Below are 17,581 nucleotides of genomic sequence, written 5' to 3'. Positions count from 1 at the left end.
CCCGGGGCTGCACACGGCCCTCATCCGCGCGGCGGCAGCGGAAAGAATCCGCTGGTCCGCGCCGCGTACTCGGCGAATCCCGGACGGTCGGCCATGTGCTGCTCCAGGAGCCGCTTGCCACTGCCCCGCGTCAGCAGCAGGCTCATCACCACCGGCGAGACGACGCTGAGGGCCGCCGCGGTCAGCGAGTCGCACGTGATGAGGAACAGGCCCCACCAGACGCAGAAGTCACCGAAGTAGTTCGGATGGCGGGTATAGCGCCACAGCCCGCGATCCATGATGCGGCCCGTCGCCGTCGGGTCCGCCTTGAAGCGGGCGAGCTGAGCGTCACCGACCGTCTCGAAGAACAGTCCGACCGCCCACAGCGCGGTTCCGGCCCAGGCGAATCCGCTCATCGGTCCCGGTACGTACTGGGCGGCCTGCACCGGCAGCGACACGAGCCAGACCAGGGCACCCTGGAGCAGGTAGACCATGCGCAGGGCGTACAGGTTCCGGCTTCCAGGGGCCTTGGCCAGCATCCGCTCGTATCGCGGATCCTCTTCGTGCCCACGGCCCCGCCAGGCGATGTGCCCGGCGAGCCGCAATCCCCACACCGCCGTCAGTACGGTGACCAGGACGCGGCGTCCCGCATCGCCGGCGTCCTGCGAGGCCAGGAAGCTCACCACGGCGACCGCGGTGAAGCCGATGCCCCAGGCGACGTCGACGATCCGGTGCATACCCTTGCGCACGGCGACGGTGAACGTGACGAGCATGACGGCCATGGCCGCGGCGGCCGACCAGGCCAGGCCCGCCGTGAAACCGCCCCAGTCGAAGCCGTTCACACCTGGTCCAGCCCGATGTACCAGTCCTTCGGACTGGCGGGCAGACCGCTGGGTCCGGCGGCCGCCGGACGCACGGAGAGGATCTGGTCGACGCCCATGCGTCGCTCCTCGAAGGCGAGGGCGCCGCCGACCAGGTACAGGCGCCACACGCGCGCCGTCTCCTCGCCGACGAGAGCGACCACGTCGGCCCAGCGCTCCTCCAAGGTGTCGTGCCAGGCGCCGACGGTGCGCACATAGTGCTCCCGCAGCGACTCCACGGACCGAACCTCCAGACCTGCCTCCTCGAGGAGGTGCACGGTCTCGCCCATGGGGCGCATGTGCATGTCGGGCGCGATGTACGCCTCGATGAACGCGCCGCCGCCCGGCGCCACCGCTCCGCGTGACATCTGTTGTACGAGCACGCGCCCCAAAGGCCGCGTCATCCGGTGCAGCGCGGCGGCGAACGCGGGGTACTCGGCGTCGCCCACGTGCTCGCCCATCTCGACGCTGACGACGGCGTCGAAGCCGCCGCCCGCGATGTCCCGGTAGTCCTGGCAGATCACTTCCACCCGGTCGGCCAGGCCCCGTTCATCGACCTGTTCCCGCACGTACGCGGCCTGCTCCCGGGACACGGTGACGGCGGTGACCTGAGCCTTGTGGTGCTGTGCCGCGTAGAGCGTGAGGGAGCCCCAGCCGCAGCCGATGTCCAGCAGACGGGAACCGGGTTCAAGGCCGAGTTTGCGGCAGATCAGCTCCAGTTTGGCGCGCTGCGCGTCGGCCGCCGTGAACTGCGGTCCCTCCCCGGCCCAGTAGCCGCACGAGTAGGCCATCGACTCGTCCAGGAGGAGCCGGTAGAAGGCGTTGGACAGGTCGTAGTGATGGCTGATGGCCGCCCGGTCCCGGTCCTTCGTGTGCAGGGCGCCGCGCAGCCGCGCCTGGGACGCGGGTGGGGCCGGTGGCGGCCCCGCGGCGCCCAGCCGGGCGGCCACGGCGGCCGCGCGCACTCGTTCACCGAGCGTCAGGCGCGGCGGATGCAGGCTGTGCTGCCGGGCCGCCGACCAGATGGCCCGCAGCCCCTCGGCCAGGTCACCCTCCACGTCGATCTCCCCGGTGACGTACGCCTGCGCGAGCCCCAGCTCTCCGGGCTGCCACAGCAGTCGGCGCAGTGCCCGCCGGGAGCGTACGACGACGACGGGACCGTCGGGCGGGCCGGTCTCGGTGTGGTCCCAGGTGCGCAGGCGCACCGGGAGCGGGCCGCCGAGCGCCGCCTCGGCGAGTTCGGCGAGCCGGTGGGCGGCCCCGGCCCCGCGGCGACGGGTGGTGTTCATCGGCGGGTGTCCTCCTTGGTGAGCAGATACTGCTGGACGTCGAGATACCCGGAGCGGAACCCCGCTTCGGAGTAGGCGAGATAGAACGTCCACATGCGCCGGAACGTCTCGTCGAAGCCCAGTGCGGCGACGTCGTCCGTGTGCTCGGCGAACCGCTCGCGCCACAGCCGCAGCGTCTCGGCGTAATGGGCGCCGTAGGCGTCCCGGCGGGCGATGGCGAGCCCGGTGTGGTCGCGTACGGCCTCGGCGACCGCCTCGACGGACGGCAGCGCTCCGCCGGGGAAGATGTACTTGTGGATCCACGTGTAGGTGGAGCGGCTCGCCAGCATCCGCTCGTGCGGCATGGTGATGGCCTGGAGCACGGCGCGTCCGCCGGGAGCCAGACGCTGGTCGAGGGTGCGGAAGTAGACGGGCCAGAACTCCGCGCCGACCGCCTCGATCATCTCGACGCTGACGACGGCGTCGTAAGTGCCGCGCGCTTCGCGGTAGTCGCACAGCCGCACGTCGATCCGGTCGCTCAGCCCGGCCGCGTCGATCCGGCGGCGGGCCAGGTCGCGCTGCTCGCGGGAGAGCGTGAGCGAAGTGACCCGCGCCCCGCGGGAGGCGGCACGGAGCGCGAGCTCCCCCCACCCGGTGCCGATCTCCAGCACCCGGCTGCCGTCCCGCACGTCGGCGAGGTCGAGCAACCGGTCGATCTTGCGGCGCTGGGCCTCGGCGAGCAGGTCCCAGGTGGCGGGCAGCGCGCGGAAGACGGCGGCGGAGTAGCTGAGGGTGTCGTCGAGGAAGAGGGCGAACAGGTCGTTCGACACGTCGTAGTGGTGGCTGATGTTGGTCCGTGAGCCGCCCTGGGTGTTGCGCTGCTCGCGCGGCCGTTGCAGCGCCCACAGCCGCCGCAGCCGCTGCAACGGAGCCGGGACGAGGTCGCCGGCGTGGGCGGCGAGCACGGTGAGGGCGGCGACGAGGTCGGGAGCGTCCCACTCCCCGGCCATGTAGGACTCCCCGAACCCGACGAGCCCGTAGCGGCCGATACGACGGTGGAAGGCGTCGGGCCGGTGGACGGTCAGCACCGGCCCGCCCTGGCCGACCACGGTGGCGTCGCCGAACTGTGCGCGCAGCGGCAGTTGCCTGAGCGCCCGGCCGACCATGGCACGGGCGACGGCGGTGCGCACGCGCGAGGCGCCCGGCGGGGTGGCGACGTCGGGCCAACGCCCCGGGTCCACAGCGGCCTGGGGCGCCGTGGCCGACGACACGGCGGCGGTGCTGGATTCGCAGGTTGTCATGAGCCGTTCTCCGAAGGGGTCCTGTGGTCGGGGCGGGGCTGGACGGGCAGCCCTCGCAGGTACAGACGGATGCCGTGCAGCCGGATGGCGGCGGAAACGGCCAGGGTGGACCAGGGCCTGCGCAGTGCCAGCCGCAGCAAGGTGGCCGGACGCGCCTCGTGGCGGGTGCCGCGGACGGTCGCCGTGAAGGGCCTGCTGCCGTCACGTTCCAGGTGCACGGTCAGGTCCACGCGCTCGCCCGGCACGGGCAGCCGCATGCGGTAGCGGCCGTCCACGGGGAAGAAGGGCGAGACGTAGAACTCCTTGTCGGTCACCGCCGTGCCCGACGTGTCGGGCCGCAACAGGTAACTGTGGCGCTGGCCGTAGGTGTTGTGGACCTCGGCGACGACGCAGCGCAGCGCGCCGCCGGGGTCGTGACACCAGTACAGCGTGAGCGGGTTGAACACGTATCCGAGAACGCGCGCGTGGGTGAGCATCACGACCGGCCCGCCCGCCAGGTCGACTCCCTGTTCGGCCAGGAACGCGTCGAGGCCCGCCCGCACCGAGGGCCGGTCGCCGTCGAAGTGGTCACCCGGCACGAATCGTGCCAACGGCCTGAGCAGCGGCGGAAGTTCGGGCGGGCACGCGGGATCGATGAGCCACATGTACGTGCGATGGCGCAGCGCGTACCTTCGCGGCGCGGAGCGTACGTGGGTGATCGCGACGCGGTACAGGCAGGGGGCGGCACTCGTCACCAGCGCACCCCCAGAGCGGCGGCGGCAGCGACCCCGGACCGGCAGCCGTCCTCGTGGAAGCCCCAGCCGTGGTAGGCGCCGGCGAACGCGACCGTCTCGGTGTTCAGCTCGGGCAGCCGCTGCTGGGCGGCCACCGCATCCGGGGTGTAGACGGGATGTTCGTAGACCATACGGGCGAGGACCCGGGCCGGATCGACCCGATCCTCGCCGCCGAGCGTCACCACGTACGACTCGGGAGCGGTGAGGCGCTGGAGCCGGTTCATGTCGTAACTGACCCGCACGCTGTCGGACCCCGCCGTACAGGAGGGCATCAGGTAGTTCCATGAGGCGCGGGCGCCCCGTGAGCGCGGCAGCACTCTGGTGTCGGTGTGCAGGAGCGTGGTGTTGCGCGAGTACCGGAACGCCCCGAGGACCTCCTTCTCCAGCGGGGTGGCGTCGGCCAGGAGGTCCAGGGCCTGCCCCGGGTGCGTGGCGACGACCACGGAGTCGTAGGTGTGCACGGAGCCGTCGGCGGCGACGAGACCGACGCCGTCCGCGTGCCGGCGCACGGCGCGTACCGGCGCCCCGAGATGAACCGCGTCCAGTTGCCGGGCCACCCGCTCGACGTAGGTGCCGGAGCCCGCGGTGACGGTGCGCCAGGTCGGCGACCCGCCCACCGAGAGCATCCCGTGGTGCTCCAGGAAGCGGAACAGGTACGCGGCCGGGTAGTGCTGTGCCGTGACCGCGTCGCAGGACCAGACGGCCGACACCAGTGGTGTCGTGAAGTGTGCGCGGAAGTAGGGCGAGAAACCTTCGCGGTCCAGGAACTCGCCGAGGGTGAGCGAGGGGTCTCCGCCGGCCGCGAGGAGACGCCGAGCCGCCCGGTAGAACACGGGCACGTGGACGAGCAGGCGCAGATACCGGGGCCGCAGCGCGTTGCCCGGCTGGGCGAACAGTCCCGCGGGACCGCGGGCGCCTGCGTACTCCAGGCCGCAGCCCTCGCACCGTACGGACATGCTCATCTCGGATTCCTGCGTGCTGACGCCCAGCTCGGAGAAGAGCCGCAGCAGGTTCGGGTAGGTGCGGCGGTTGTGCACGATGAACCCCGAGTCGACCCGGTGCCGGGTGCCGTCCGACGCCGTCAGGTCGTGCGTGTGGGCATGCCCGCCGAGCCGGTCATCGGCCTCGTACAGCGTCACATCGTGGGCGCGGGCCAGCACGTGCGCGGCAGTGAGCCCCGCAACCCCACTGCCGATCACGGCGGTTCGCCGCCGGTGGGTTCCGCCCGGCCCTGTCGGGCGGAACCCACCGGGAACGCCCCCTCGCGCCATCGACATTCCCGCTCCTCTCGCCCGGTTCCCCCTGCGGTCTCACAGGTATTACGGAACTGATCGGGAGAAGGATTGGAGGCGGATGATCAAATTTTCGGCAGCGAGCCGACGTGGCGTCCCGCCTCTCTCGAACGGCTGGGAGGACTTCTGGAGGCCGGCGACATCCTCCCGCCGGTCTTCGAAGCCCCCGTGCGAGGAGAGCGCGCTGTCCGTCCGCCGGATCGCGCTACAGAGGGGCGACCGGCGTCTGGAGCCGGCGGCGCACGTCGCCCGGTTCGAGCGTCGGGCCCACTGTGCCGTGGGTGGGAACGACCCGCGTGAAGTCGAAGCTGTCGAGCCGCTGGAGTGAGCGGACCTGGGTGGGCCCGGAGTACCAGCACACGGAGGGTTCGGCGCTGAGGTCATGACGACAGGGGTCCCAGCCGGGCGAGTCGCCGGTGAGCAGGGTGCCGTCTTCGGTCAGGTACGTGACGTGTCCCTCGGTGTGCCTGGGGGTGGGTATCGCCGGCACCCCGGCGGCTACCTTGCAGGTGTCGTCACGTGTCAGGATCCGGGCTGCGAAGACGGGATCCATACGGCGAGCCCGAGCTCAGTGGCGCGGCCCCTCGGTGGCACACGCCCTCCCTCCAGCAGGGCGGACTCCCCCTCTGCATCAGCCGCGGCCGACCCACTCCACGACGGTGTCGGCGAACTCCCGCGGTATCTGCTCCGGCGCCGCCGCGTGTCCGGCGGACAGCACTCTGGTCGGACAGCCGAGCGCCGCCGCGAACTTCGCCAGGGACGGCAGGGAGAACCTGTCGTCGGGGGCGCAGACGGCGAGCGTGCGCGCGGTGATCTGCGGCAGGCGGGGTTCCATGGCGTAGCGGCGCACCGCCCGGTGGCCCTCCTCGACACGGTCGAGGACGGTCAGCGCGTCGATGACGTACCGGCCGAGGGCCTCCTCCTCGCCCGGCCGGTAGAAGCCACGCCGGTTGTCCCACAGGTGCCGCAGATGTGTGCCGTCCGGTGTGGGGTCGACGTGGTCGACGCTGCCGTGGGCGCCGCCGCGCTTCTCGTCGTCGACGAACGAGGTCGCCGACAGCAGCAGGCTGGCCACGCGGTCCTGGAGGCGGGCCGCCACCTCGACGGCGACCACTCCGCCGGTGTGATGCCCGACCAGGTGGAAACGGTCCAGGCCGAGCGCATCGACCAGGTCGCCGACGCCGTCCGCGAAGCGCTCGATGGTGTGCGGTTCCTCGGGTTTCGCAGACGCGCCGTAGCCCAGGGTGTCCATCGCGATCGCCCGGTACCGGGCACCGACCAGGGGGAGCACGTCGACGTACTCCGTCCAGGAGCGGGGCGTCTGGTGGAGCAGCAGGACGGGCTCGCCGTCGCCGGTCTCCACGTAGTGCAACTGGCCGAAGCGGCTGGGCACATAGTCCTTCCACAGGGCACTCGTGTCCGTCATGTGCGGATCGCTTTCGTTTCGTCGCCGACGGCACCCGGGCCGCGCCGGGTTGACTTGTCGCCCAGCGCCTTCAGGTCGAGGGCGACGTCCGTGATCATGTCCTCCTGGCCGCCCACCATGCCGCGCCGCCCGACCTCGACGAGGATGGTGCGGGTGTCCAGGCCGTAGCGGGCGGCGGCCGCCTCCGCGTGGCGCAGGAAGCTGGAGTAGACGCCCGCGTAGCCGAGACTCAACGTCTCGCGGTCGACGCGCACTTCGCGGTCCTGGAGAGGGCGTACGAGGTCGTCGGCGGCGTCCATCAGCGGGAACAGGTCGCAGTGATGCTTCCAGCCCATCAGGTCGGCGACCGCGACGAACGCTTCGAGGGGACAGTTGCCCGCGCCCGCGCCCTGACCGGCGAGGGAGGCGTCGACGCGGGTGACGCCCTCCTCCACGGCGACGACCGTGTTGGCGACGCCGAGCGCGAGGTTGTGGTGGGCGTGGATGCCCAGCTCGGTGGCGGGGTCCAGGACGTCACGGTAGGCGCGGAACCGTTCGCGTACGCCGTCCATGGTGAGGCGGCCGCCGGAGTCGGTGACGTAGACGCAGTGCGCGCCGTACGACTCCATCCGCTTGGCCTGGCGGGCGAGTTCGGCGGGCTCGGCCATGTGGGACATCATCAGGAACCCGGCGACGTCCATGCCGAGCTCCCGCGCCGCGGCGATGTGCTGGGCCGCGATGTCGGCCTCGGTGCAGTGCGTGGCGACGCGCACCGAGCGGATGCCGAGCGCGTGGGCCTGCTTGAGGTCGTGGATCGTGCCGATGCCGGGGAGGAGGAGCGTGGTGGGGATCGCGGTGTTCGTGGCGTCGACGACCGCTTCGATCCACTCCCAGTCGGTGTGCGCGCCGACGCCGTAGTTGACGCTGGATCCCGCGAGCCCGTCGCCGTGCGCGATCTCGATCGCGGCGACCCCGGCGGCGTCGAGGGCGGCGGCGATGGCGCGGGCCTGGTCGGTGGTGTAGCGGTGCCGGACGGCGTGCATGCCGTCCCGCAGGGTCACGTCCTGGACGTAGAGACGGGTCACTTGGCGGCCTCCGTCGCGTGCTGCGCGGCCATGCGCTCGGCGGTGCGCAGCGCGGCCGACGTCATGATGTCGAGGTTCCCGGCGTAGGCCGGCAAGTAATGGGCGGCGCCCTCGACTTCGAGGAAGACCGACACCTTCAGCGCCTCACCGGTCCCGGCGGGCGCGAGGGCGTGCAGGGGGTCGCCGGGGCGGACCGTCTCGTACTGCACCTTCTGCTTGAGGCGGTAGCCGGGCACGTACGCCTGGACGCGGCCGACCATCTCCTCGACGGACGCCGTGACGGTCTCCTCGGCGCAGGCGGAGACGACGCAGTGCACCGTGTCCCGCATGATCAGCGGGGGCTCGGCCGGGTTGAGGACGATGATCGCCTTGCCGTGTGAGGCACCGCCGACCTGCTCGATGGCGGACGCGGTCGTCTCCGTGAACTCGTCGATGTTGGCGCGGGTACCGGGACCGGCCGAGCGCGAGGAGATGGAGGCGACGATCTCGCCGTAGTGGACCGGGGCGACCGCGTTGACCGCGGCGACGACCGGGATCGTGGCCTGGCCGCCGCAGGTGACCATGTTGACGTTCGGCGCGGTCAGGTGGGCGTCGCCGTTCACCGGGGGGACGACGTACGGGCCGATGGCCGCCGGGGTGAGGTCGATGAGGGTACGGCCCAAGGGGCGCAGAACGTCCTCGTGGTGGCGGTGGGCCCCGGCGGACGTCGCGTCGAAGACGTACTCCACGTCCGCGAACTCCGCCATCCTCACCAGGCCTTCGACGCCCTCGTGCGTGGTGGCGACCTTGAAACGGCGGGCGCGGGCCAGACCGTCGGAGTCCGGGTCGATACCGGCCATCGCGGCGATCTCCAGCGTCTCGGACAGCCGGAGGATCTTGATCATCAGGTCGGTGCCGATGTTGCCGGAGCCGATGACGGCGACCTGGGTGCGGACACTCACGCGGTGTCTCCCTTCTGTGCGAACTGCACGCTGATGCGGCCCAGTTGACTGATACGGGCCTCGAAGCGGTCGCCGGGTGCGGCGGCGGCCATCGGACCGAGCGCGCCGGTGAGTACGACGTCCCCGGCCCGCAGCGGGTCTCCCGCGGCGGCGAGCGTCGAGGCGAGCCAGGCGGCGGCGTTGAGCGGGGAGCCGAGGCAGTCCGCGCCCGTGCCCGTGGAGACCGGTTCCGCGGCGCCGTCGCGCGTCATCGTCATGCGTACGGCGCGCAGGTCCAGGCCCGACAGGGGTACGGGCGTGCCGCCGAGTACGTACAGGCCGCTGGAGGCGTTGTCGGCGACGGTGTCGACGATGGTGATGTCCCAGTCGGCGTTGCGGCTGTCCACGATCTCCAGGGCCGCGAGCGCGAAGTCGGTCGCCCGGATCATGTCCGCCACCGTGCACTCCCGGTGCGGCAGGTCGGCCTTGAGCACGAGCGCGACCTCTGCCTCGACCTTCGGCTGGATGAGCCGCCCCGCCGGGACGGTGCCACCGTCGGGGACCGCCATGTCGGCGAAGAGCGTGCCGAAGTCCGGCTGCCCCACGCCGAGTTGTCCCTGGACGGCGGGGGACGTCAGTCCGATCTTGCGTCCGGCGACACGGCGTCCCGCGGCCAGGCCGCGCTCGACGTTGACCCGTTGCACCGCGTACGCGGCGTCGATGTCGCCCTCGGCGAGCAGGGAGCGTACGGGCGGACAGGGCTCGCCCGTACGCTCCGCCGCCACCAGCGCGTCGGCCGCCTTGGTCACGTCGGCGGCGCTCATCGCGCGCTCACCAGCGCGGTGTCGACGCCCACCGGACCGAGCGGCGTCGCCCCGCCGGGGGAGCCGAGCGCGCTGTCGCGGCCGGGCAGCACCTCCACGAAGAAGTTGCGGTTGTCCTCACGGAAGTCGGGGTCCGCCTTGCGGTCCACCGTGATCGCCTGCTCGGGGCAGGCGACTTCGCAGGCGCCGCAGTCGATGCACTCCATGGGGTTGATGTAGAGCTTGCGCTCGCCCTCGTAGATGCAGTCGACCGGGCACTCCTCCATGCAGGACCGGTCCATGATGTCGACGCAGGACGCGCCGATGACGTACGCCATGGTGTGTTTCAGTGCTCCTTCTCGGTGGAGTGCCCGGGGAACAGGGCGGCCTCCGGGTCGATGACGGTGGCCGCGTTGTTGACGGCGGTGGCGGCCTCGCCGAAGCCGACCGAGATGAGGCGGACCTTGCCGGGGTAGTCGGTGATGTCGCCCGCCGCGAACACCCGGGGCAGATTGGTCGCCATATGGGTGTCGACGGTGATCTTCCGGGCGTTGAGGTCCAGGCCCCAGTGCTGGAGCGGGCCGAGGTCGGCGAGGAAGCCGAGCGCCGCGACCACGGTGCCGGCGGGGACGAGGCGGATCTCCTTGGTGAGGCGGTGCCGGATCTCCGCCCGCTCGACCCGGTCGGCGCCGATGAGCCGGCTCACCTCGCAGTCGGTGACGATCTCCACGCCGAGATCGCGGACCTTCTCGACGGACGCCGCGTGGGCGCGGAAGCGGGCGGTGCGGTGCACGAGAGTGACCGAGCGGGCGATCGGCGCGAGGAGGGCCGCCCAGTCGAAGGCGCTGTCGCCGCCACCGACGACGAGCACGTCCCGGTCCGCGTGCGCGGACGGGTTCGGTACGAAGTACTCCAGTCCGCGCCCGAGGAACTCCTCCCCGGCGGGCAGCGGCCGTGGCGTGAAGGTCCCGACGCCGCCCGTGACGACGACGGCCCCCGCCCGCACCGTCGCCCCCTGGTCGCTGCGGACGACCGGCAGGCCGTCGGCGCCGTGTGTCAGTTCGGCGGCCCGGTGGCCCAGGAGATAGTGCGGGGAGTACGGCTCGGCCTGGGCGACGAGACCGTCCACCAGGTCGCGGCCGCGCACGGACAGGAACCCGGCGATGTCGAAGATCGGCTTCTCGGGGTACATCGCGCTGATCTGCCCGCCGAGTTGCGGCAGGACGTCCATCACGGTCACGGTCAGGCCGCGGAAGCCGGCGTAGTACGCGCCGTACAGGCCCGCCGGACCGGCGCCGATGATCAGGACGTCGGTGGTCAGGACGTCGGTGTCGTCGGTGAGTTGGCTCATGCGGTGAGCGTAGGAACGGGGCGCGGTTCTCCCTACGGAGTCGTTCCGGTGAGCAGGACGCGGCTGGTCAGGAGGGTGCGGCGAGTGCGTCGTGGCGGTCGTGACACCGGAACACGGCGAGGGGCCCGCCGTTCGACGGGCCCCTTCGTGCGTGTGGGAGGTGGCGCGGGTTCGTGCTTCTCGGAGGTGGCGCGGCTTCGTACTCGTGCGAGACCGCGCGGTTAGGCGAGCGACCTGCCGATGCCCAGCGCGGCGGTCCGCAGCGCCGTCGCGTACCCCGACGCGTCCATCCGGTAGGTGGGAGCCGTGATGGACAGCGCGCCCACCAGCGTGGTGCCCCCGGCGAACACCGGAACGGCCAGGCTCGCGTAACCGAGTCGGATCTCCTCGGACTCCAGGACGATGCCCTCCGCCCGGATCCGGTCGAGCTGGGCGCGCAGGCGGCCCGGCGAGACCACCGTGTGCCGGGTGATCGGCTTGAGGCCGCCCCGGACCACGTCGACGAAGAGCGACGGCGGCGAGTACGCGAGGATCGCCTTTCCGGTGCCCGTGCAGTACAGCGGGAGCCGGCCCGCCACGCGCGACTCGGCGTTCAGCCCGCGGTGCGGGAAGATCTTGTCCAGGTAGACGACGTCCAGGCTGTCGTGGATGGCGAAGTGGATGGTCTCCCGGGTGATCAGGAGAAGATCCTCCATGTACGGCTGCACGGCCTCGCGCAGGATGCGCTGCCGGTGCACCCGCTGGCCCAGCTCGAACAGCCGTAGACCGAGCCGGTAGTCGCACCCTTCGCGCTCCAACAGCCCCCAGGTGACCAGCTCTTGGGCGAGCCGGTGCACCGTTGCCTTGGCCGCCCCCGACCGGCGCACGAGTTCGGCGAGCGAGAGGGCGGCGTCATCGGAGGTGAAGGCTTCCAGGATCGGGCGGACCTTCCCCAGAACGGAGTTCATGGAGTCGGCCCCGCCCACCTCGGCCCCGCCCAGCTCCTCGCCCCCAGGCCCCCGTTCGGTGCGGCGTGCGGAGAGGACGAAGCCCTGCCGCGTCGGGGCGGCGAGGGCGTGGTGACCGGCCAGCGCTGCGTCGGCCGGCGGCTTCACGCCGGCTGCCCCACGTCCGCGGCCGCCGGGTCGATGACCGCGACACCCATCCCGGTGAGCCACTCGGGCATCGGCTCGTACGCCAGCCGCCGCGCCGGCGCGTGATCCAGGGCTGCCGCCATCAGCAGCCACGTCCGCAGCTCCTGCGCACCGTTGCCCGCGGCCTTCTCCAGTTCCTCGGTCGTGTACGCGGTGAGGCGGTATGCCTCGCCGCGTTCGAGGAGCGTGAGGAACTCGTTGTCGAACTCCGGGGTGAGGGAGGCCTCGGCGGCCCGGATGATCTCGCGGCGGCGGGTGTCGTAGTCCTGCCAGTTCTCGCGCCCGTTGAGCCAGGCGCCGACCATGAACTCCTCGTCGTCGCCGTGTGGTTCGCGCCAGTCCGGCCAGGGCAGCCGGTGCGAGAGCCCGCCCGAGGCGACCACCGCGACCCGCCGTGCGCCGGGGAAGGAGAGCGCGGCCCCGCGGACGGCGCGCCCCAACTCCTCGCACCGCTGAAGGGTCGGCAGCGGATGCGCGAAGACGTTCACCACCAAGGGCACGATCTCCACGTCGAGCCCGTCGAGCAGGTACTGGATGGCATGGGACTGCCCGTGGTCGATCTGGAGCCGGGCGGAGAACGCCGGGTCGAACCGCCCGCTCTCCACCAGCGAGTCCGCGATGTGCTGCGCGAGCGGCACGTCCACCGGCTGCGGACCCTTCGGTGTCCCGGACTCACCGCTGGCGATGCACTCCCCGACGCCGAGCGTGAACGGCGGGATCAGATCGAGCCAGAACCCTCGGAAGTGGTTCGAGCCGATCAGGACGACGGTGTCGGGGCGGACCCGGGCCAGTTCGGCACGGGCCGCGCCGAGCGCGTCACGGAACCGTTCGGCCCGGTCCTTGTGGACCGTCTCCGCCCAGTGCGTGTTCATCAGCGTGCTGTGGGAGGCCCCCACGCCGAGCACGATCTCGCTCATGCCGTTGCTCCTTCCGGCTGCGCGGGAGCGTCGCACTCCGCGCGGGAACGGGTGACGGTGTCGACCGCCGTGCGGATCAGATGGCGGGCCAGTCTCCGCATCTCCTGTACGGAGACGGTGTTCATGCCGCGGGCGAAGTCGATGTCGAAGGGCGCCTCGCTCACCTTCGGCATGCCGACGCGGACCGTCGGGATGCCGCGCCCGCGCAGGATGTTCGCGTCGGTCGCGCCACTGTTGCCGTTCACGACCCGGTGCGGTCGCCCTTCGAGGGCCTCCCATCCGGCGACCGCGCTGCGGAAGACCCAGCTCTCCCGGCTGGTGGAGGTCCCCGGGATGGCGAGGATCATCTCGACCGTGGCGTCGAGCTCCGGCATCGCGTGCTTCAACTCCGCGATGGCCGCGGTGAACTCACGCTTCGCCTGCATGGGTGTCGTCTCCGGTGCGATGCGCAGGTCGACGCGGAGGGTGCAGGCCGCCGTGGTGACCGCGGCCATCCGCGGCCAGCCGCCCCGCACCGACGACACGATGCCCTGCGGCGCGACCGTGCCGCCGGTGTGCCGCTTCGCGTACGCGGCGAACCACGCCTCCAGGTGCCGTACGACGTCGCCGGCGCGGCCGATCGCGTTGTCGTACGGGAGCCGGTGCCGCGAGCCCACATACGTGTGGGTGCCGTGCACGGTCACCTCGAACCAGACCAGGCCCACCTCGTCCCACGACACGGTCCACCCCGGCTTGGCGATGACCGCGTAGTCGGTCCACACGCCCTGCTCCAGGAGGAACGAACAGCCCGCGCCCTGACCGGTGTTGAGCCGGTCGCTGCCGGGCCGGGCGTTGGTCGGCATGCCACCGGCGCCGAACGCGGCCACCAGATCCCCGGTCAACGGCACACCGGCCAGCGCGATCGCCTCGGCGGCCATCATCACGCAGGCCGCGTGCCCTTTGGGGTTGGAGGCGCCGAGACCGGTCACCAGGTCGTCGTAGACGGTGGCCTCGGGACGCATGTCCTCGCGCAACTTCGGCCCGATCCACGGCACGTCCTCGCTCGCGTCCCCCACGGTCAGGGTGTCGATGGGCGCGTACAGCATCAGGTCGGGGCCGGTGCCGTCGCCTTCGAGGCGGGCCCAGGCGTTGGCCTGCCGCGCGTCGATCGGCTGACAGGCCGCGCGCAGACCGACCGAGGCGAGGGTCCCGGCGATGTGCTCGGCCAGTTGCCGCTCGTCACCGGTCGGACTGGGGATGCCGACGAGCCCCACGATCAGCTCGCGCAGCCGCTCGTCCGTGACGTGCCGCCACGCATCCGACACCCAGGCGCCACGCTGCTCGTCGAGTCCGGAGAGACCGTCGGGCCCGTCGAGTTCGGCGGCGCCCGTCACTGGTTGACCCGGTGGACCTGGGTCATGGTCTTCTCCGCGAACAACTGCTTGGCGCGGGGCAGCGCCACCGCGACGGCGACACCGAGCAGGATCTTGAGCAGGGTGCGGGCCATGATCAGGCCTCCGTTTCCGTGGTGTCCGTGGTGGCTTCGATGACGCCGGCGGCGGCGAGCTTCTTGGCGTACTCCTCCTCGCCGAGGTTGCGCCAGGCGGTCAGCGACACGTCGGGGCGGTAGAGCTTCTCCGGCGGCGCGTCGGTCACGTCGACCATCCAGGCGTCCTGGCCGGAGAACTGGCCGTGGAACAGCCAGCGGATGGCGCCGAGGTACTTGCCGTAGAAGCGGAGGGTGTCCCAGCCCCGCTTGAAGTTGACCATCACGCCGACGTACATGTGGTGGTCGGCGTCGATCGGCACGTAGAACTCGTAGTGCATGAAGTTGGGGTAGGCGATCCGCAGCATGCCCGGCATGGACAGGGACGCGAAGCCGGGGAAGTCCTGGGACTCGATCACCGGGTCGACCTTGTCGGTCGCGCCGGTGTTGCCGAGGTTGAACGTCCCCTCCGGCGGCTGCTTCATCCACCACCGCTTGTTGGTCCAGCGGCCCACGCCCGGGAAGTCGGCCTCCCAGTAGACCTCGTCCTGGACGCGGTAGATCCAGCGGCCCTTCGGCACGATCCGGGTGATGTTCCATGTCGGCATCGGTTTGAGCAGGCGCCAAAGAGCCGTGCGGTGCAGGTACTTGGCGTGCCCTTCGTCGAAGCCGTTCTCGCAGGCGAAGCGCCAGTTGCCGCCGCGCGGATCGAATCGGCCGCCCATCACGAAGGCGTTCGACACCAGCTCCTCGGGCAGCTGCTCGTCGATCGGGTGCGGCTCCTCCTCGGCGATGGGCATGTACACCCAGACCATGCCGAGCCGCTCCTCGACGGCGTACGTGCGCACGCCCAGCTTGCCCGTCAGACGGCAGCCGGGGCCGTCGGTGATGACCGCGGACAGATTGCCCGTGGGCAGGTCGAAGGTCCAGCCGTGGTAGGGGCAGCTGACGGTGCCGGGGAACTGCTGGTTACCCTCGGACAGCGGGACGCCCCGGTGCGGGCAACGGTTGTGCAGCGCGTACACCGTGCCGCTGTCGCGGATCAGCGTGATCTTCTCGCCGCAGAGCGTGAACGGCTTCGGGTCGCCGGTGATGTGGCTCGCCCAGGTGACCGGGTACCAGTAACCGCGGAAACCGGACGCCGCCTTGTCGTAGTGGGGCCAGGACGACCAGTCCTGCCGGCCGATCCTGTCGGCGGATGCGCGGGGTGCCCTGTCGGCCTTGGCGGGCTCCTTCGCCGCGGTCTTCCGTGCGGCGGGGGGTCGTTCGCTCGTCGTCATCTCGTCGTGGCCTCCTGCTTCGGTGGGTGTGCGGCACGAGCATCCGGCGCGGCGCCACGCCTGCCTATGAACCTGTTCCGGTGAACGGACCGCGGCCGACGGGGGACCGGTCAGCGAACCGCTGCCCTTGATCGCTCACGGGGCGGCGGACAGCATCCGCTCATGAACCGCATGACGATTCCCGCCCTGGTCGACGCGGCGGCCGCGGACCACGGAGAACGGGCCTTCCTGACCGTCGACGGAACCCGGCGCACCTACGCGCAGACACGTACGGCCGCCGCCACGATGGCCGGCGCGCTCGCGGCCCGCGGCTGCCGGCCCGGCGACCGGGTCGCCGCGCTCCTGTCCAACAGCGTCGAACTGATCGACCTGGTGCTGGGCTGCGCCTGGCTCGGGGCCGTCGTGGTCCCGCTCAACACGGCGCTGCACGGGCGGCTGCTCCGGCACGCCCTGGACGAGTCGAAGCCTCATTTCCTGTACGTGGGGGCGGAGTTCGCCGACCGAGTCACCGAGGCGGGGTACGCGGGGGAGGTGTGGGTGACCGGTTCGCCGCAGGCGCCCGTCCCCGGGGTCGAGCAGGCGCTGGACCCTCATCCGTCCCGCCCCGGTGACACGGCCGCGATCCTGTTCACCTCCGGCACCACGGGCCCGTCCCGCGGAGTGCGCTGCCCGCACGCCCAGTTCGCCTGGTGGGGCCGGAACGTGGCCGACTCGCTGCGCCTGACCGCCGACGACACCCTCTACACCTGTCTCCCGCTGTTCCACACCAACGCTCTCAACACCCTGGCCCAGGCGATGACCGTGGGTGCCTCGCTCGTGGTGGACCGCAGGTTCTCCGCCTCGCGGCACTGGCAGCGGGCCGCCGAGACCGGAGCCACCTGTGTGTACCTGCTCGGCGCCATGGCGCCGATGCTGCTCGCCCAACCGCAGGGCCCGGGTGACCGTGCGCATCGGGCCTGGCGCGGGCTCGGCCCGGGGACGCCCGGCCCATTGTGGGAGGTGTTCCGCGAGCGGTTCGGTGTGGCGCTCGTCGACGGGTTCGGCTCCACGGAGACCAACGCGATCATCGGCTCCGTGCCGGAGGGCTGTCGCCCCGGATACATGGGCACGGTGCGCGACGGCTTCGAGGCGCGGGTCGTCGACACGGATCTCTCCGACGTGCCGGACGGAACGCCCGGGGAACTCCTGGTCCGCACCGACCAGGAACACGCCTTCTCCCTGGGCTACTTGGGCGAACAGGCGCGGGAATCCGGCTCCTGGTGGCGCACGGGCGACCGCGTGGTGCGCGAGCCCGACGGCTGGTTCCGGTTCGTCGACCGCGTCAAGGACTGCATCCGGCGCCGCGGGGAGAACATCTCCTCGTACGAGGTCGAGACGGCTCTGCGCGGCCACCCCGGCATCGCGGAGGCCGCAGCCTTCCCGGTACCGTCCGAGCTCGCCGAGGACGAGGTGATGGTGGCGGTGGTCCCCCGGGCGGGGTGTCAGCTCGATCCGGCGGACGTGGCCCGGCACTGCAGGGGGGAGCTGCCCGCGTTCGCGGTGCCGCGCTATGTGGACGTGGTCGCCACGTTGCCGCTCACGGAGACGGGGAAGGTGCGTAAGTCCGTGTTGCGGGAGAGGGGGGTGACCGGGGGGACGTGGGACCGATGCGGCTAGGAACTCGGGGGTCCCGGGATCGTTGCCGGGTGCGGGTGCGGGTGCGGGTGCGGGTGCGGGTGCGGGTGCGGGTGCGGGTGCGGGTGCGGGTGC

General features: G+C 71.7%; 17 protein-coding genes. 1 reads left to right on the top strand and 16 read right to left on the bottom strand.

All coding sequences use genetic code 11. From position 1 onward, the window contains the following. Positions 1 to 20 precede the first annotated feature (20 nt). The 16 genes from V2W30_RS00450 to V2W30_RS00375 form a co-directional block, all read right to left on the bottom strand. Positions 21 to 821, bottom strand: coding sequence for a DUF1295 domain-containing protein (locus V2W30_RS00450; RefSeq protein WP_338692646.1), 801 nt, complete (start codon positions 819 to 821; stop codon positions 21 to 23). Then, a complete protein-coding gene (locus V2W30_RS00445) occupies positions 818 to 2,128 on the bottom strand; it encodes a cyclopropane-fatty-acyl-phospholipid synthase family protein (protein WP_338692645.1) in 1,311 nt (436 codons plus the stop codon). The genes V2W30_RS00450 and V2W30_RS00445 overlap by 4 nt, the downstream gene beginning before the upstream one ends. Next, the gene (locus tag V2W30_RS00440; protein WP_338692644.1) at positions 2,125 to 3,408 is read right to left on the bottom strand and encodes a cyclopropane-fatty-acyl-phospholipid synthase family protein; all 1,284 of its coding nucleotides are present in this window, start codon (positions 3,406 to 3,408) and stop codon (positions 2,125 to 2,127) included. Before V2W30_RS00440 ends, V2W30_RS00445 begins: the two co-directional genes overlap by 4 nt. After that, on the bottom strand, positions 3,405 to 4,145 hold the full coding sequence (locus V2W30_RS00435; RefSeq protein WP_338703415.1) for a DUF1365 domain-containing protein: 741 nt from the start codon (positions 4,143 to 4,145) through the stop codon (positions 3,405 to 3,407). Before V2W30_RS00435 ends, V2W30_RS00440 begins: the two co-directional genes overlap by 4 nt. Further along, a complete protein-coding gene (locus V2W30_RS00430; RefSeq protein WP_338703413.1) occupies positions 4,139 to 5,452 on the bottom strand; it encodes an NAD(P)/FAD-dependent oxidoreductase in 1,314 nt (437 codons plus the stop codon). Before V2W30_RS00430 ends, V2W30_RS00435 begins: the two co-directional genes overlap by 7 nt. A 226-nt stretch (positions 5,453 to 5,678) precedes the next feature. Further along, positions 5,679 to 5,963: a hypothetical protein gene (locus V2W30_RS00425; protein WP_338692643.1), complete on the bottom strand. Its 285-nt coding sequence runs from the start codon at positions 5,961 to 5,963 to the stop codon at positions 5,679 to 5,681. 141 nt (positions 5,964 to 6,104) lie between these two features. Then, positions 6,105 to 6,899 carry an alpha/beta fold hydrolase gene (locus V2W30_RS00420; RefSeq protein ID WP_338692642.1) on the bottom strand — a complete coding sequence of 265 codons (795 nt, stop codon included), beginning with the start codon at positions 6,897 to 6,899 and terminating at the stop codon, positions 6,105 to 6,107. Then, the gene (gene dmpG / locus V2W30_RS00415; RefSeq protein WP_338692641.1) at positions 6,896 to 7,963 is read right to left on the bottom strand and encodes a 4-hydroxy-2-oxovalerate aldolase; all 1,068 of its coding nucleotides are present in this window, start codon (positions 7,961 to 7,963) and stop codon (positions 6,896 to 6,898) included. Before dmpG ends, V2W30_RS00420 begins: the two co-directional genes overlap by 4 nt. Further along, a complete protein-coding gene (locus V2W30_RS00410; RefSeq protein ID WP_338692640.1) occupies positions 7,960 to 8,904 on the bottom strand; it encodes an acetaldehyde dehydrogenase (acetylating) in 945 nt (314 codons plus the stop codon). The genes dmpG and V2W30_RS00410 overlap by 4 nt, the downstream gene beginning before the upstream one ends. Further along, positions 8,901 to 9,707 (bottom strand): 2-keto-4-pentenoate hydratase, encoded by an 807-nt coding sequence (locus V2W30_RS00405; protein WP_338692639.1) that lies wholly within the window; start codon positions 9,705 to 9,707, stop codon positions 8,901 to 8,903. Before V2W30_RS00405 ends, V2W30_RS00410 begins: the two co-directional genes overlap by 4 nt. Continuing rightward, a complete protein-coding gene (locus V2W30_RS00400) occupies positions 9,704 to 10,024 on the bottom strand; it encodes a ferredoxin family protein (RefSeq protein WP_338692637.1) in 321 nt (106 codons plus the stop codon). Before V2W30_RS00400 ends, V2W30_RS00405 begins: the two co-directional genes overlap by 4 nt. Before the next feature lie 8 nt (positions 10,025 to 10,032). After that, a complete protein-coding gene (locus tag V2W30_RS00395) occupies positions 10,033 to 11,037 on the bottom strand; it encodes an NAD(P)/FAD-dependent oxidoreductase (protein ID WP_338692636.1) in 1,005 nt (334 codons plus the stop codon). A gap of 221 nt (positions 11,038 to 11,258) precedes the next feature. Further along, positions 11,259 to 12,131 (bottom strand): IclR family transcriptional regulator, encoded by an 873-nt coding sequence (locus tag V2W30_RS00390; protein ID WP_338692634.1) that lies wholly within the window; start codon positions 12,129 to 12,131, stop codon positions 11,259 to 11,261. Beyond that, a complete protein-coding gene (locus tag V2W30_RS00385; RefSeq protein WP_338692632.1) occupies positions 12,128 to 13,087 on the bottom strand; it encodes a catechol 1,2-dioxygenase in 960 nt (319 codons plus the stop codon). Before V2W30_RS00385 ends, V2W30_RS00390 begins: the two co-directional genes overlap by 4 nt. Beyond that, on the bottom strand, positions 13,084 to 14,460 hold the full coding sequence (locus V2W30_RS00380) for a deacylase (RefSeq protein ID WP_338692630.1): 1,377 nt from the start codon (positions 14,458 to 14,460) through the stop codon (positions 13,084 to 13,086). The genes V2W30_RS00385 and V2W30_RS00380 overlap by 4 nt, the downstream gene beginning before the upstream one ends. 115 nt (positions 14,461 to 14,575) lie before the next feature. Next, on the bottom strand, positions 14,576 to 15,832 hold the full coding sequence (locus tag V2W30_RS00375) for an aromatic ring-hydroxylating oxygenase subunit alpha (protein ID WP_338692628.1): 1,257 nt from the start codon (positions 15,830 to 15,832) through the stop codon (positions 14,576 to 14,578). 162 nt (positions 15,833 to 15,994) lie between these two features. Between V2W30_RS00375 and V2W30_RS00370 the strand changes: the two genes are divergently transcribed. Beyond that, entirely contained in the window at positions 15,995 to 17,488 is a 1,494-nt protein-coding gene (locus V2W30_RS00370) for an AMP-binding protein (protein ID WP_338692627.1), read from the top strand. The last annotated feature ends 93 nt before the right edge of the window (positions 17,489 to 17,581 follow it).

The sequence above is a fragment of the Streptomyces sp. Q6 genome (assembly GCF_036967205.1).
Taxonomy (GTDB): domain Bacteria; phylum Actinomycetota; class Actinomycetes; order Streptomycetales; family Streptomycetaceae; genus Streptomyces; species Streptomyces citrinus.
This window is presented reverse-complemented; position numbering and strand designations above follow the sequence as displayed.